13 protein-coding genes are annotated in these 15362 nt (G+C 72.7%); 9 read left to right on the top strand and 4 right to left on the bottom strand.

What is annotated here, in order from left to right; translation table 11 throughout:
* Positions 1-683 precede the first annotated feature (683 nt).
* The 9 genes from L615_RS24645 to L615_RS00365 all read left to right on the top strand — a co-directional run bounded on the left by L615_RS24645 (position 684) and on the right by L615_RS00365 (position 9814).
* The gene (locus L615_RS24645; RefSeq protein ID WP_396954674.1) at positions 684-1082 is read left to right on the top strand and encodes a histidine kinase; all 399 of its coding nucleotides are present in this window, start codon (positions 684-686) and stop codon (positions 1080-1082) included.
* A 35-nt stretch (positions 1083-1117) separates the two neighbouring features.
* Positions 1118-1270 carry a hypothetical protein gene (locus tag L615_RS24650; protein ID WP_186449654.1) on the top strand — a complete coding sequence of 51 codons (153 nt, stop codon included), beginning with the start codon at positions 1118-1120 and terminating at the stop codon, positions 1268-1270.
* A gap of 63 nt (positions 1271-1333) precedes the next feature.
* Positions 1334-1906: a response regulator transcription factor gene (locus tag L615_RS00335; protein WP_261376505.1), complete on the top strand. Its 573-nt coding sequence runs from the start codon at positions 1334-1336 to the stop codon at positions 1904-1906.
* Between the two features lie 81 nt (positions 1907-1987).
* Positions 1988-2377 (top strand): VOC family protein, encoded by a 390-nt coding sequence (locus tag L615_RS00340; protein WP_145723719.1) that lies wholly within the window; start codon positions 1988-1990, stop codon positions 2375-2377.
* 58 nt (positions 2378-2435) lie between these two features.
* Positions 2436-4160, top strand: a complete 1725-nt coding sequence (locus L615_RS00345) for a methylmalonyl-CoA mutase family protein (RefSeq protein WP_261376506.1) — start codon at positions 2436-2438, stop codon at positions 4158-4160.
* 23 nt (positions 4161-4183) lie between these two features.
* On the top strand, positions 4184-6310 hold the full coding sequence (scpA, locus tag L615_RS00350; RefSeq protein ID WP_396954675.1) for a methylmalonyl-CoA mutase: 2127 nt from the start codon (positions 4184-4186) through the stop codon (positions 6308-6310).
* A gap of 10 nt (positions 6311-6320) precedes the next feature.
* Entirely contained in the window at positions 6321-7313 is a 993-nt protein-coding gene (meaB, locus tag L615_RS00355; protein ID WP_145723721.1) for a methylmalonyl Co-A mutase-associated GTPase MeaB, read from the top strand.
* A 171-nt stretch (positions 7314-7484) separates the two neighbouring features.
* Positions 7485-8546 (top strand): ScyD/ScyE family protein, encoded by a 1062-nt coding sequence (locus L615_RS00360; protein ID WP_145723722.1) that lies wholly within the window; start codon positions 7485-7487, stop codon positions 8544-8546.
* A 71-nt stretch (positions 8547-8617) separates the two neighbouring features.
* Positions 8618-9814, top strand: coding sequence for an amidohydrolase (locus L615_RS00365; RefSeq protein ID WP_028653910.1), 1197 nt, complete (start codon positions 8618-8620; stop codon positions 9812-9814).
* Positions 9815-9934: 120 nt separating this feature from the next.
* Here L615_RS00365 and L615_RS00370 read toward each other — a convergent pair whose 3' ends face one another.
* The 4 genes from L615_RS00370 to L615_RS00385 form a co-directional block, all read right to left on the bottom strand.
* Positions 9935-10900, bottom strand: coding sequence for a hypothetical protein (locus L615_RS00370; RefSeq protein WP_145723723.1), 966 nt, complete (start codon positions 10898-10900; stop codon positions 9935-9937).
* 181 nt (positions 10901-11081) lie between these two features.
* The gene (locus L615_RS00375; RefSeq protein ID WP_145723724.1) at positions 11082-12374 is read right to left on the bottom strand and encodes an ABC transporter permease; all 1293 of its coding nucleotides are present in this window, start codon (positions 12372-12374) and stop codon (positions 11082-11084) included.
* Positions 12371-13741, bottom strand: coding sequence for an ABC transporter permease (locus tag L615_RS00380; protein WP_261376507.1), 1371 nt, complete (start codon positions 13739-13741; stop codon positions 12371-12373). Before L615_RS00380 ends, L615_RS00375 begins: the two co-directional genes overlap by 4 nt.
* Complete coding sequence (locus L615_RS00385; RefSeq protein WP_145723725.1) at positions 13738-15252, bottom strand: ABC transporter ATP-binding protein; 1515 nt, start codon at positions 15250-15252, stop codon at positions 13738-13740. Before L615_RS00385 ends, L615_RS00380 begins: the two co-directional genes overlap by 4 nt.
* Positions 15253-15362 lie beyond the last annotated feature (110 nt).

Here is a 15362-nt window from a genome sequence, read left to right on the forward strand (position 1 = left end):
CGTGGCCGGCACCGTCGTCCCCGGGCTGCTCGCCGCCTCGCTGATCCCTCTCGCCGCCGGGGTCGCGGTGGTCAAGCACCGGCTCTACGACATCGACCCGGTCATCGACCGCACGATCGTCGTCGGTGCGCTGGCGGTGCTGGTGACGGCCGGCTACGTCGTGCTCGTCGTCGGGGTCGGCCAGCTCCTGCCGGTGCCCGAGGGCGTGCTGTSGGKGGKGGCGACGGCCGTCGTCGCCGTCGCCTTCGAGCCCGTACGACGCCGTGCCCAGCAGCTGGCGACCCGGCTCGTGCACGGCCGGCGTGCCACCCCCTACGAGGCGCTGGCTGCGCTGTCCGAGCGGGTCGAGGACTCCCCGGACGACCTGCTCGCCGGCGTCGCGGCCACCGTCGCGAACGCCGTGGGTGCCGAGCAGGTCGTCGTGTGGGCGGGTGCCGAGGACCGGCTCCGGGCGGTCGCGGCTTGGCACCCACGGCGAGCTGCCCGAGCGCCCGGCGCCGGGCACGCTGTGCCGCGAGGCCCGGCTGGCGGGGGAGGTGCGCGGCGCGGTGTCGGTGCACAAGCCGGCCGGAGCCCCGCTGACCGCCGCCGAGGTGCGGCTGCTCGCCGACCTCGCCGGCCAGGTCGCGCTGGCGATCGACCGGCAGGAGAAGGACGAGGAGCTGCGCGCCGCCGCCCGCCGCGTGGTCACCGCGCAGGACGCGGCGCGGCGCCGGATCGAGCGCGACCTGCACGACGGCGCCCAGCAGCGCCTGCTCGCCCTGGGGGCCGAGCTCGGCGGCATCGCCCAGCGAACGTCGTCGGCCGACGACGACCTCGCCCGGGCGCGGCGCGGGACCGGCTGCTGGAGGCGACCGCGGAGCTGCGGGTGCTCGCCCGCGGGCTCCACCCGCAGGTGCTCGCTCAGGACGGGCTCGCCGCCGCCCTCGCGTCGCTGGCCGACACCGCGCCGCTCCCGGTCCGCCTCGACCTGCGCCTGCCCGACCGGCTTCCGGCGGAGGTCGAGGCGACGGCGTACTTCCTGGCGAGCGAGGCGGTCACCAACGCCGCACGGCACTCCGGCGCGGGCGTCGTCTGCCTGACCGCGCGCCGCACGCGCGGCGGGCTCGAGGTGGAGGTGGCCGACGACGGGGTCGGCGGCGCCGACGCGAGCCGGGGGAGCGGGCTGCAGGGCCTGGCCGACCGCCTGGCGGTGCTGGGCGCCCGGCTGGTCGTGTCCAGCCCCACGGACGGCGGCACCCGGGTGCGGGCGGTGATCCCGTGCGCGTGATCCTGGCCGACGACGGCGTGCTCTTCCGCGAGGGCCTCGCCCGGCTGCTGCAGGAGGCGGGGGGTGGACGTGGTCGGCCAGGCCGGCGACGCCCCCGGCCTGCCCGCGCTCGTCGAGGCCGACCCTCCCGACGCCGTCGTCGACCTGCGGATGCCCCCTGGCTTCGGCACCGAGGGCATCGACGTCGCGGTCCGGATCCGCCAGGCGCTCCCGCAGGTCGCCGTGATGCTGCTGTCGCAGTACGTCGAGGCGCACCACGCGCTGCGGCTGATGACCGAGTTCGACGGCCGGGTGGGCTACCTGCTCAAGGACCGGGTCTCCGACCCCGCCGTCTTCGCCGGCGACCTGCGCCGCATCTTCGCGGGCGAGGTGGTGATCGACGCCGAGCTGGTCACCCGGCTGCTCACCCGCCGTCGCGAGCGCGACCCGCTGGAGGCGCTGACCGCCCGCGAGCGCGCAGCGCTGGTGCTGATGGCGCAGGGACTGTCGAACGTCGCGATCGCCGACGAGCTCTGCCTGAGCCCGAAGACCGTCGAGGCGCACGTCAGCAGCATCTTCACCAAGCTCGACCTGCCACCGAGCGAGCGGGACAACCGCCGCGTGCTCGCCGTGCTGCGCTTCCTCCGGCAGCAGTAGCCACCGGCGGGGACGGGCGTGCGCCGGCCCCGCTCCGATCGGCCTTGCTCCGATGTCGGTGGTCGCACCTACGTTGGCGGGATGGACATGAAGCTCGAGCTGGTGATGGTTCCGGTGACCGACGTCGACCGGGCCAAGGAGTTCTACGTGCGGGCCGGTTTCAACGCCGACCACGACCAGACGGTCAGCGAGGAGGTCAGGTTCGTGCAGCTCACCCCACCGGGGTCCGGCTGCTCGATCGCGGTCGGCAAGGGCCTGACCGGGATGGCGCCGGGCTCGCTCGACAACCTGCAGATGGTCGTCGCCGACGCCGACGAGACCCACTCCGCGCTGACCGCACGCGGCATCGACGTCTCGCCCGTCGAGGACCTGCCGTGGGGGCGGTTCGTCCGCTTCGCCGACCCCGACGGCAACCGGTGGGCGCTGCAGCAGCTGCCGGACTGGAGCGGGTCGGTGGCTACTGCCCGGTAGCCGGACATATCTCACACCGGCAGTAACCGGGGTCATGTCGCGGTTAGGCTTGACCCTCGTGACTGACTCGCCCCTGACGTTGGCGCAACCCGAGGACGCGCACACGCGCGCCGAGTGGGAGGCTGCCACCGCCGCCGTGCTGCGCAAGACGCGCAAGCTCGGCGACAACGACCCTGACGGTGCCGTGTGGGACAAGCTGACCCGCACCACGCTGGACGGCATCGGCATCACGCCGCTGGGCCTGCCCGGTGTCGAGCCGACACCCGTCCGGCCGACCCGGCAGGGGGCGTGGGACATCCGCAGCCTCGTCAGCGGGCCCGACGCGAAGCTCGCCAACGAGGCCGCCCTGGTCGACCTCGACGGCGGCGTCACCAGCCTGGCCGCCGACGAGCAGACCGACGTCGCGGGCGTGCTCGCTGGAGTGCTGCTCGACCTCGCGCCCGTCGTCCTCGACGCCCCGAGCGCGACCACCGCGGTCGCCGAGGCCTTCCTCGCGCTCCCCGGCGCCAAGCACCCCGACAGCAACCTGGGCATCGACCCGCTCGGCGTCATGCTGCGCGAGGTCCCGATCGCCGTGGACGAGGCCGTCGCCGAGCTGCAGGTGCTGGCGCGCAAGGCGCACCAGAACGACGTCCGCGCGATCGTCGTCGACGCCACCGCGGCGCACGACCTCGGCGCCAGCGACGCGCAGGAGCTCGGCTGGTCCATCGCCGCCGGCGTCGCCTACCTGCGCTGGCTCACCGACCACGGGCTCTCCGTCGACGAGGCCGCGGGGCAGCTCGAGTTCCGCTACGCCGCGACCGACGAGCAGTTCCCGACCATCGCCAAGCTGCGCGCCGCCCGCGTGCTGTGGGCTCGCGTGCTCGAGCTGAGCGGCGCCACCGCGACCGGCCAGCGCCAGCACGCCGTCACCAGCCGACCGATGCTCAGCAAGTACGACCCGTACGTGAACATGCTGCGCGGCACGGTCGCTGCCTTCGCGGCCGGCGTCGGCGGCGCGGACGCGGTCACCGTCCTGCCGTTCGACAGCGCCAACGGCCTGCCGGACGCGTTCGGCAGGCGGATCGCGCGCAACGTCAACCACCTGCTCATCGACGAGTCCCACGTCGCCGCCGTCGCCGACCCGGCCGGTGGTGCGTACGCCGTCGAGCAGCTCACCGCCGACCTGGCCGAGGCCGGCTGGGCGGAGTTCCAGCGGCTTGAGCAGGAGTGGGAGAACGGCCACGACTTCGACCCGTTCCGCGCCCGGATCGCCGAGGTGGTCGCGAAGCGCGAGGCGGAGATCGCGCGCCGCAAGCGCCCGGTGACCGGCCTCAGCGAGTTCCCGAACCTCACCGAGGCGCTGCCCGAGCGCGCGCCCGACCCGCTCAACGACCGGGTCCGCCGCTACGGCGCCTCCTTCGAGGCGCTGCGCGACGAGCCCGCCGCGAAGCCGGTCTTCCTGGCCACGCTCGGCACCATCGCCCAGCACACCGCCCGGGCCACGTTCATCAGCAACCTGCTCGCCGCCGGCGGCATCGCGGTCGAGCCCGCGGGCGCCACCTCCGGTGTCGAGGACCTGCTGGCGGCCTACCAGGGCCAGCCGGTCGTGTGCCTCGCCGGCACCGACGCGGCCTACGGCGAGTGGGGCGCGGCGGCCATCGCCGCGCTGCGTGAGGCCGGTGCCCAGCACGTGATCATCGCCGGCAAGCCGGACGCCGTGGACGCGGAGGTCGACGACGCCGCTGCCATGGGGGTCGACGCCCTGGCGTTCCTGACTGCGACGAGGGAGAAGTTGGCGTGAGCATCCCCAAGAGCTTCGCGGGCCTGTCGCTCGCCTCCGACCGGGCCGCCACCGGCGCGCCCGACCTCCCGGGCGGCGAGGGCTGGAAGAGCCCCGAGGGCATCGAGGTCAAGCCGTCGTACGGCCCGGCGGACGTCGCCGGCCTGGACGCGCTGGACACCTACCCGGGCCTGAGCCCGTTCCTGCGCGGGCCCTACCCGACGATGTACACCACCCAGCCCTGGACCATCCGGCAGTACGCCGGCTTCTCCACCGCCGAGGAGTCCAACGCCTTCTACCGCCGCAACCTCGCGGCCGGCCAGAAGGGCCTCTCGGTCGCGTTCGACCTCGCGACCCACCGCGGCTACGACTCCGACCACCCGCGCGTGCGCGGTGACGTCGGCATGGCCGGCGTGGCGATCGACTCGATCTACGACACCCGCACCCTGTTCGACGGCATCCCGCTCGACCAGATGTCGGTGTCGATGACGATGAACGGCGCGGTGCTGCCCGTCCTCGCGCTCTACATCGCCGCGGCCGAGGAGCAGGGGGTGAAGCCGGAGCAGCTCTCGGGGACCATCCAGAACGACATCCTCAAGGAGTTCATGGTCCGCAACACCTACATCTACCCGCCGGCGCCGTCGATGCGGATCATCTCCGACATCTTCGCGTTCACCAGCCAGCGGATGCCGCGGTTCAACTCGATCTCGATCTCCGGCTACCACATGCAGGAGGCCGGGGCGACCGCCGACCTCGAGCTGGCCTACACGCTCGCCGACGGCGTCGAGTACATCCGCGCCGGCCTCGAGTCGGGCCTGACCATCGACCAGTTCGCGCCGCGCCTGTCGTTCTTCTGGGCGATCGGCATGAACTTCTACATGGAGGTCGCGAAGATGCGCGCGGCCCGGGCGCTGTGGAGCCGGCTGGTGCGCCAGTTCGACCCGCAGAACCCGAAGTCGCTGTCGCTGCGCACCCACTCGCAGACCTCCGGCTGGTCGCTGACCGCGCAGGACGTCTTCAACAACGTGGGCCGCACCGCGATCGAGGCGATGGCCGCGACCCAGGGCCACACCCAGTCCCTGCACACCAACGCCCTCGACGAGGCGATCGCGCTGCCGACCGACTTCTCGGCCCGCATCGCCCGCAACACCCAGCTGCTGCTGCAGCAGGAGAGCGGCACGACGTTCACGATCGACCCGTGGGCCGGCTCCTACTACGTGGAGAAGCTGACCCACGACCTCGCCGAGCGCGCGTGGGCGCACATCCAGGAGGCCGAGGCCGCCGGAGGCATGGCCGCCGCCATCGAGCAGGGCATCCCGAAGATGCGCATCGAGGAGGCCGCCGCCCGCACCCAGGCGCGGATCGACTCCGGCGCCCAGAAGGTCATCGGCGTCAACACCTACCGGCTCGAGGCCGAGGACCCGCTGGAGGTCCTCAAGGTCGACAACGACGAGGTCTACCGCCAGCAGGTCGCCAAGCTCGAGCGGCTGCGCGCCGAGCGCAACCAGTCCGACGTGGACGCCGCGCTCGAGGCGCTGACCCGCTCCGCCGACACCGGCGACGGCAACCTGCTCGACCTCGCCGTCGCGGCTGCGCGCCACAAGGCGACCGTCGGCGAGATCTCCGCCGCCCTGGAGAAGGTCTACGGTCGCCACCAGGCGGTCATCCGTACGATCAGCGGCGTGTACCGCGACGAGGCCACGGAGGCCGGAGACACCCTGCTCGGCCAGGTGCGCCAGGCGACCGACGAGTTCGCCGAGGCGGAGGGCCGCCGGCCCCGCATCCTGGTCGCCAAGATGGGCCAGGACGGCCACGACCGCGGCCAGAAGGTCGTCGTGTCCGCGTTCGCGGACATGGGCTTCGACGTCGACGTGGGCCCGCTGTTCTCCACCCCCGAGGAGGTCGCGCAGCAGGCGATCGACGCCGACGTGCACATCGTCGGTGTGTCGTCGCTCGCCGCCGGCCACCTCACCCTGCTCCCGGCGCTCAAGGCGGCGCTGGCCGAGCAGGGTCGTGACGACATCATGGTCGTCATCGGAGGCGTGATCCCGCCCGACGACGTACCGACCCTGAAGGAGATGGGCGCCGCGTCCGTCTTCCTGCCGGGCACGGTCATCGCCGAGTCGGCGCTCGACCTCCTCGCCAAGCTCCGCGACACCCTCGGCCACTGACGGCCACGGGATGGACGTCGCGGCCCTGATCGACGGGATCCGCGAGGGCCGGCGCGCGCAGGTCGCGCGCGCCATCACCCTCGTGGAGTCGACCGCGCCCCGCCACCGGGCGGCGGCCCGGGAGCTGCTGACCGAGCTCGCTCCCGGTGCCGACGGCCCGACGGCGGTGCGGGTCGGGATCTCGGGCGTCCCCGGCGTGGGCAAGTCGACCTTCATCGAGGCGCTCGGCGGCCAGCTCACCGCCGGCGGGCACAAGGTCGGCGTGCTGGCCGTGGACCCGTCGTCGGTGCGCACCGGCGGCTCGGTGCTCGGCGACAAGACGCGGATGGCCGAGCTGTCCGCAGACCCGAACGCGTTCATCCGGCCCTCGCCGTCGGCGGGGACGCTCGGGGGAGTGGCCCGCGCGACCAGCCAGGCGATGACCGTCCTCGAGGCCGCCGGGTACGACGTCGTGCTGGTCGAGACCGTCGGCGTCGGCCAGTCCGAGGTGACCGTCGCGGGGATGGTCGACACCTTCCTGTTCCTCACCCTCGCCCGCACCGGCGACCAGCTGCAGGGCATCAAGAAGGGCATCCTCGAGCTCGCCGACGTCATCGCGGTCAACAAGGCCGATGGTGACCGCGAGGGCGAGGCCCGCGCCGCCGCCCGCGAGCTTGCCGGCGCGCTGCGGATGGTGCGCGGCCACGACGAGTGGGCGACCCCCGTCGTCACCTGCTCCGGTCTCACCGGCACCCGCGTCGACGAGGTCTGGGCGCAGGTCCTCGCCCACCGCGAGCACCTCGGCGACGCCGGGCTCACCCGCAAGCGAGCCCGCCAGCAGCTCGACTTCACCTGGGCCCTCGTGCGCGACGAGCTCGACCAGCGCCTGCGGCACGACCCCGGCGTCCGCGCCGTGCAGGAGGAGGTCCGCGAGGCCGTGCTCTCCGGCGACCTCAGCGCCCCGCTCGCCGCCGACCGGATCCTCGCGGCCTACGACAGCAGGGACGGCTCCGGCCAGTCCTGACCGGCCAGTCCGGCCGACCGCCACTGGTCCGGACATTTGGCGGGCGTTTCGCAAAATTTCGACCGTTCCTCTGACAGGTCTGGTGGGCGACCGCACGATCGTCCGGTCGTCACTCCCGCGACACCTGCCGGCTCGGGTCCGGCAGCCATCCGAGACCCGGAGGTTGCCTGAATGTCCTTCAACCGCCTGCGTCGTGCCCTCGTCGCCACCGGCCTCGCCGCCGCCGTGGCCGGCACGACCCTGGTCCCCAGCACCGCGGCCGCACCGGTCGCCACGCCGGTGGCCAAGAACCTGTTCAGCCCGCTCAGCGTGGCCGTCGGCGGCGACGGCACGCTGTACTACACCGAGAACTTCGCCGGGAATCTGTGGATGAAGAAGCCCGGCAAGCCCCGCAAGGTGCTCTACTCCGCCCCGGAGGCCGAGGTCGGCGGCGTGTCCGTCGAGGGCAAGGCCGTCTACTTCATCCGCAACGCCAAGGTGATGAAGAAGGTCGGCTCCAACCGCGCCAAGCTCCTCGCCGACCTGGGCGCCTACGAGGCCGCCCGCAACCCCGACAAGGACGTCCGCTACGGCGCGGTCGGCCTCTCCCCGGAGTGCGCGGACTCCTGGCCCACCGGGGAGGGCTCCTTGCCACTGTCCTACACCGGCATCGTCGAGTCCCACCCGTACGCCACGGCCGTCCACAAGGGCGTCGTCTACGTCGCCGACGCTGCCGCCAACGCGGTGTTCCGGATCCGCGACGGCAAGGTGAGCACGACCGTCCTGCTGCCCGCCGTGCCGGTCAAGATCACCCCCGAGGTCGCCGAGGAGGCCGGCCTGCCCGACTGCGCGATCGGGGCGACGTACCGCTTCGAGGGCGTGCCGACCGACGTCGAGGTCCACGACCGGAAGCTCTACATCAGCGGCCTGCCCGGTGGTCCCGAGGACGGCACCGCGCCCGGCTCGGTCTACCGCTACGACCTGGTGAAGAAGACCCGCAAGAAGATACTCACCGACCTCGTCGCCGCCACCGGCGTCGGCGTCGGTCCCGACGGATCGGTCTACGTCAGCGAGCTGTTCGCCGGCAAGGTCACCCGGTTGAGCCCGACCGGCCACCGCTCGACCTTCCGCCGCATGGTGCTCCCGGCCGCCGTCGAGGTGGCCCGGGGCAGGCTGTGGGTCACCGAGAACGTGCTGAGCGGCTTCGAGCCCGGCGAGGCGCCCGCCGGCAAGGTCGTCCGCTACACCCGCTGAGCACACGCACCGGGCGTCCCGTCCCCTGACGGGGCGTCCGGTGCGCTGGCCGGACGGCGTAGGTTGGGACCGTGGCCCTCCGTGAGACCTCCGACCTGCTGGCGCTCGTCGCCTCGGTCGTCGACAAGTACGACGACGACCTGGTGGAGCTGCGCCGCGACCTCCACCGGCACCCGGAGCTGGCGTGGCAGGAGCAGCGCACCGTCGAGCGCCTCGTCGAGCGCCTCGAGGGCACCGGCTGGCGGCTCACCCGGACCCCACGCTCCGGCCTCGTCGCCGACATCGGCGACCGCGGCCCGATCGTCGCGCTGCGCGCCGACCTCGACGCCCTGCCGGTCGACGACCTGACCACCGACCCGTGGCGCAGCACAGTCCCCGGCGCCGCCCACGCCTGCGGCCACGACGTCCACGTCGCCGCCCTCGTCGGCGCCGCGCACGCCATCGCCGAGCTCCACCAGCAGGGCCTGCTCGCCGGCCGCGTCCGCCTGCTCTTCCAGCCCGCCGAGGAGGTCATGCCCGGCGGTGCGAAGCACCTGATCAGCCACGGCGCCCTCGAGGGCGTGCAGCGCATCTTCGCCCTGCACTGCGACCCCTCGGTCGACGTGGGCGCGGTGGGCGTGCGCCCCGGTGCCATCACCAGCGCGGCCGACCGCATCGACGTACGCCTCGAGGGCAACGGCGGCCACACCTCCCGGCCGCACCTCACCGGCGACCTCACCTTCGCGCTCGCGAAGATCACCAGCGAGCTGCCCGCGGTCCTGAGCCGCCGGATGGACCCGCGCGCCGGGGTCAGCGTCGTGTGGGGCGTCCTGCGAGCCGGCTCCGCCCCCAACGTCATCCCCGACCGCGGCATCGCCAGCGGCACCGTCCGCATCCTCGAGGCCGGGGCCTGGGCGTCCTGCGAGCCGGTCGTGCGCGAGGCCGTCCTCGACATCGTCCGCCCCTACGGCATCACCGCCACCGTCGACTACCTGCAGGGCGTCCCGCCCGTCGTCAACGACGGCGTCTGCACCGCGATGGTCGCCACCGCCGCCGACGAGCTCCTCGGCCCCCACCACCGCACCGAGGTCGAGCAGAGCCTCGGCGGCGAGGACTTCGGGTGGTACCTCGAGGACGTCCCCGGCGCCATGTTCCGCCTCGGCACCCGCACCCCCGGCGGCGCCCGCTTCGACCTCCACCAGGGCGACTTCGAGGTCGACGAGCTCGCCATCGGCTACGGCGCGAAGATGCTGGCCGGGGTCGCTGTCGTCGCGCTCGCGGCGGGGTGAGGAATCACCTCTTCGGCGCGCTGGGAATCACCGCCTAGGCGGTGATTCCCGAACTTGTTGACCGCTGCAGCGGCCAACAAGTACCAGAAGCGGCCAACAAGTACCACCGCTGGGGCCGGCTCAGGAGGCCCGTCGACGGCGTTCGCGCTGGACGGATGCGATGAACTCACGGAGACGACGCGCGAGGCGTTCGGGGTCCGCAAGGTCGGACCACGTGATCCGGAAGCACCGCCACCCGGTCAGCTCGGCCACCAGCTGCTCGCGTTGCTTCTCCCGTACGACGACATCGGCCGGGGACTCGCCCGGGCGCAGGTACTTCTCGTACTTCGCCCGACCGTCGAACTCGATCCACACCCCGAGGTCGGGCAAGGCGAAGTCGAGGCGCGCCACCTCCACGCCCCGGTCGACCACCCCGTACTGCGCGGTGGCCCGCGGGAAGCCGTGCTGGAACATGAAGTACTCGGTGCGACTCTCGCCGACCGACTCGACCCGCGGGTTCGCCAGCCGCAGCACGACATCGGTCGCCAGCGTATGGGGCCAACGATCCATCGTGAGCTCGTAGCGTCCCCAGAGCTCCTCGAGGACCACGTCGCCGCGATGGAGGAGGTGGTTCACGACGACGAGCCCGGCCTCGGCGGAGCCGAGCATCGTCGCCTCGAGTGCGGCCCGGACCGGTGACATGACCAGCAGACCGTGCGTCTCGTGCACGTCACCGGGCAGCAGGCGACCACGGTGGCGGCGGACCCCCCGCTCCCGTCGGCCGCCGAAGCCGTCCTCGCGCGTGACGTGCACCTCGGACAGGTCGAGGCCCCACAGCGGTGCATCGAGGAAGGGGAGCGCGGAGACGTGGCTCAGGACGACCTCCGTGTGGGCCTGCGCGAAGACGGCGCGGCAGCGTACGGCGTACTGCTGCTCCTGCGACAGGGTCTCCCAGGTCGGTCCGTCGCAATAGGCGCCGCGACGGGGACGGGCGAGGATCCCTCGGCGGACGCTTCGCGCGAGGGATTCGTCGGTGTGGCCAAGCGTGAGGAGCTCGCCGCGCAGGGCCAGCGGGGTGAGGCGCGGGTCGTCGGGAGGCAGGTCCATCGGCACAGGATGCATGCCGAGGACGCTCCACCGCTGAGACGAGCTCCGGGCCTGTGGACAGCCGCCTGCCGAGGAGGCTACTTGGTGGCCGCTTCCTGGACTTAGAGGCTTCTGCAGCGGCCAACAAGTCCAGGAATCGCCGCCTAGGCGGTGATTCCCGGGCCGGACCCAGCCACCCCGATCAACCCTTCCGGTACGGCACCCCGTCCGCGGCAGGGGCGCGGGAGTGGCCGACGAGGCCGGCGACGGCGATGATCGTGACGACGTACGGCAGCATCAGCATGAACTGGCTGGGCACGGGGGAGCCGATGACCGACAGGACGCCGGAGAGGTTCGTCGCGAAGCCGAAGAGCAGGGCGGCGAGGGTGGCGCGGATCGGGTCCCAGCGGCCGAAGATGACCGCCGCGAGGGCGATGTAGCCGGCGCCGCCGGTCATCTCCTCGCCGAACTGCGGCACCGAGACCAGCGTGTACGTCGCCCCGCCGATGCCGGCGATCAGGCCGGCGATGATGAGGGTGGTGTAGCGGGTGCGGTTGACCTTGATGCCGACGGTGTCCGCGGCCTTGGGGTGCTCGCCGACGGCGCGCACGCGCAGGCCCCACTTGGTGCGGTAGAGCGCCCACGCGACGAGGCCGACGCCGACGTACATGATGTAGACGAGGATGGTCTGGCGGAACAGCACGGGGCCGATGATCGGGATCTCGCCGAGCAGCGGGATCGGGATCCGGCTGAAGTGCGGCGGGTCGTTGAGGCCGGTCGGGTTCTCGGTCATGACCTGGCCGAAGAGGAAGCTGGTCAGGCCGATCACGAGGACGTTGAGGACGACGCCGACGATGACCTGGTCGACGAAGTAGTTGATCGCGAAGAACGCGAGCACCAGCGCGACCAGCGCTCCGGCGCACATTGCGGCGACCAGGCCGCCCCACGGGGAGCCGACGATGGTGCCGAACATCGCGGCGGCGAAGGCGCCGAAGAGGAGCTGGCCGTCGATGGCGATGTTGACGACGCCCGCCCGCTCGCCGAGCACGCCGCCGAGGGCGCCGAAGACGAGCGGGACGGCGAGCGCGATGGAGCCGCTGAGCAGGCCGACCATCGGCACCGCCTCGCCGGCCGCGGCCCAGGCCAGGAAGCCGACCACGGCGAGCACGGCGAACACCGCGACCAGCCACAGCGGCGTACGACGGTTGCGGGATGCCAGCAGCGCGGACGCCGCCGTGCACACGGCCAGCAGCACGATCACCGTCGCGAGCGACGGCGTCGAGGGGACGGTGATCTCCGGCAGCTCGAACAGGTCGGTGTCGGCGGCGATGCGGAAGGTGGTGTCGCCCTCGCGGGACTTGAACGCCAGCAGCAGCGCGACCAGGACGGTCACGACGCCGAAGACGATCGGCGTCTTGAGCAGGCCCTTGGTGGACGTGACGACGGGGGCGTCGGGGTCCGGGACGAACGGCGTCTTCTCGGTCAGCGTGGTCATGCCGTCGCTCCCTTCGGCAGTCGGAAGATCGCCCTGACCAGCGGTGGGGCGGCGATGAACAGGACGATCAGGGACTGGATGACCAGCACGATCTCGACCGGGATGCCCTCCGCGGCGGCCATCGAGAAGCCACCGGCCTTGAGGGCGCCGAACAGCAGGCCGGCCGCGAGGATGCCGACCGGTCGCGAGCGGCCGAGCAGCGCGACGGTGATCGCGTCGAAGCCGATGCCGGCGTCGAGGTCGACGGTGACGCCGCTGGTGGCGGTGCCGAGCACCTGGTTGACGCCGGCGAGGCCGACGAGCGCACCGGCGATGAGCATCACGGTGGTGTAGGTGCGACCGACGTGGATGCCGGACGCGCGGGCTGCCTCGGGGTTCTCGCCGACGGCACGGAACCGGAAGCCGAGCGCGGACTTGTTGAGCAGCCACCACACGAACGCGACGGCGACCAGGGCCAGCACGAACCCGGCGTGCAGGTTGAAGTCCTCACCCAGCAGCTTCGGCAGCTTCGCCGACTCCGGCATCGCCTCCGACTTCGGGTTGCCCGAGCCCGGCGCCTGCAGCAGGCCCTGGCGCGAGAGTGCGTAGAAGACGAGGTAGAAGCCGACGTAGTTGAGCATGATCGTGACGATCACCTCGTGCGCGCCGGTGCGGGCCTTGAGGAAGCCGGCGAGGCCGGCCCACAGGGCACCGGCGACGGCGCCGGCGAGCACGGCGAGCGGCAGGTGCAGCACGAGCGGCAGGTCGACGGTCACGGCGACCCAGCCGGCGGCTGCGCCGGCGAGCAGCATCTGGCCGCGGCCACCGATGTTGAACAGCCCGGCGCGGAACGCGAGGCCGACGCCGAGGCCGGCGAGGATCAGCGGGCCGGAGTACTTCAGGGTCTCGGTCAGCGGCCGGATGCGGCGGTCGAAGCCCTCGACGTTGGTGTTGTAGATCGAGCCGCGGAACAGCGCGGTGTAGGCGTCGACGACCGCGTCGCGCACGGCGTAGAAGAAGTCGCTGGGCCGGGCGCCGATGTAGCCGGCGGACTCCCGGACCGTCTCGTCGGTCAGCAGGATCATCAGCGAGCCGACGACCATCGCGAGGAAGACCGAGAGGACCGAGACCAGCAGGCTGCCGGTGGCGATCTCGCGGAACACCTCGCGCCAGCGACTCGACGGCTCCGGCGGGGTGTCACCGCCCGACGCCGGTGCGGAGCCGGCGCCAGCGCCACCCCCGGACGACTCGGGCTCGGGCTCGGGGGAGCCGTCCTGGGTCACCGACGGCCACGGGCCGGAGGGGGCCTTCTCCAGGGACGGTCCGGGCTCCGGCGCGGAGCCGCCGCCTCCCGGGGTCTCGGGGGTCTGGGGCGTCTCGTCGTTCACGCCACGACTCCTTCCGGCCGCTCGCCGGCCATCATCAGCCCGAGCGTCTCCCTCGGGGTGTCGGCCGGGACGATCCCGACGACCTGGCCGCGGTAGAGGACCATGATCCGGTCGGAGAGCGCGACGATCTCGTCGAGCTCGGTGGAGACCAGGAGCACCGGGACCCCGCGGTCGCGGGTCGCCACGATCTGCTTGTGGATGAACTCGATGGAGCCCACGTCGACGCCGCGGGTCGGCTGCGCGGCGACCAGCAGGCGCAGGTCGCGGGACAGCTCGCGGGCGACGACGACCTTCTGCTGGTTGCCGCCGGAGAGCTGGCCGGCGGTCGCGTGGATGCCGGAGGCGCGCACGTCGTACTCGACGAGCTTCTCCTCGGCGAACGCATCCAGCACCTTGCGCTTGATCGTGCCCATCCCGACGAAGGGCTCGCCGTGGCTGCGGTTGAGCATGAGGTTCTCGGCGATGGTCATGCCGGCCACGAGCCCGTCGACCTGGCGGTCCTCGGGGACGAAGCCGACACCGGCGTCGAGGACCTTGCGCACCGAGCGGCCGACGAGCTGGCGCCCGTCGAGCTCGATCGAGCCGGTGACGTCGGACTGCAGGCCGAGGACGGCCTCGGTGAGCTCGGTCTGGCCGTTGCCCTGGACGCCTGCGACGCCGAGCACCTCACCGGCGGCGATCGAGAAGGTGATGCCGTCGAGGTGGACGTGGCCGGTGTCGTCGACGACCCGCAGGTCCGTGACGGTGAGCGCGGCCGGTCCGGGCTGCGCCGGGTCCTTCTGCACGGTGAGCTCGACGGGGCGGCCGACCATGAGGGCAGCGAGCTCGGCGTTGGTGGCGCTGGGGGAGGCCTCGCCGACGACGGCGCCGCGGCGGATCACGGTGATCCGGTCGGCGATCGCGCGGACCTCGCGCAGCTTGTGGCTGATGAAGACGATGGCCGTCCCGGACTCCCGGAGCTGGCGCATGATCTCCATGAGCTCGTCGGTCTCCTGCGGGGTCAGCACCGCGGTCGGCTCGTCGAAGACGAGGACGCGGGCGTCGCGGGAGAGCGCCTTGATGATCTCGACGCGCTGCTGGACGCCGACCGGGAGGGTCTCGACGACCGCGTCGGGGTCGACGTCGAACCCGAAGCGCTCGGAGATCTCGCGCACCCGGGCGCGCGCGGCGTCGATGTCGAGCTGGCCGGCGAATCCGGTCGCCTCGTTGCCGAGCATGACGTTCTCGGCGACGGTGAAGACCGGGATGAGCATGAAGTGCTGGTGCACCATGCCGATGCCGGCGGCCATCGCGTCGCCGGGGCCCGTCATCTCCAGCGGCTTGCCGTCGAGGAGGATCTCGCCCTCGTCGGCCTGGTAGAGGCCGTAGAGCACGTTCATCAGGGTCGACTTGCCGGCCCCGTTCTCACCCAGGAGGGCGTGGATCTCGCCCTCGTTGACGGTGAGCGAGATGCGGTCGTTGGCGACCAGGGGGCCGAAGCGCTTCGTGATGCCCCTGAGTTCGAGCGTCATGGGCCGATCCTCTCCGAGCGGGCGGGCAGATGCCAGCAGCGGGGCCGTGCGCCGCGGGCGGGACTGCCGGCGGGCGGCCGGCAGGACTGCGGGCGGGGGKGCKGGCGGGC

The organism is Nocardioides sp. J9 (genome assembly GCF_007829375.1).
Lineage (GTDB): Bacteria > Actinomycetota > Actinomycetes > Propionibacteriales > Nocardioidaceae > Nocardioides.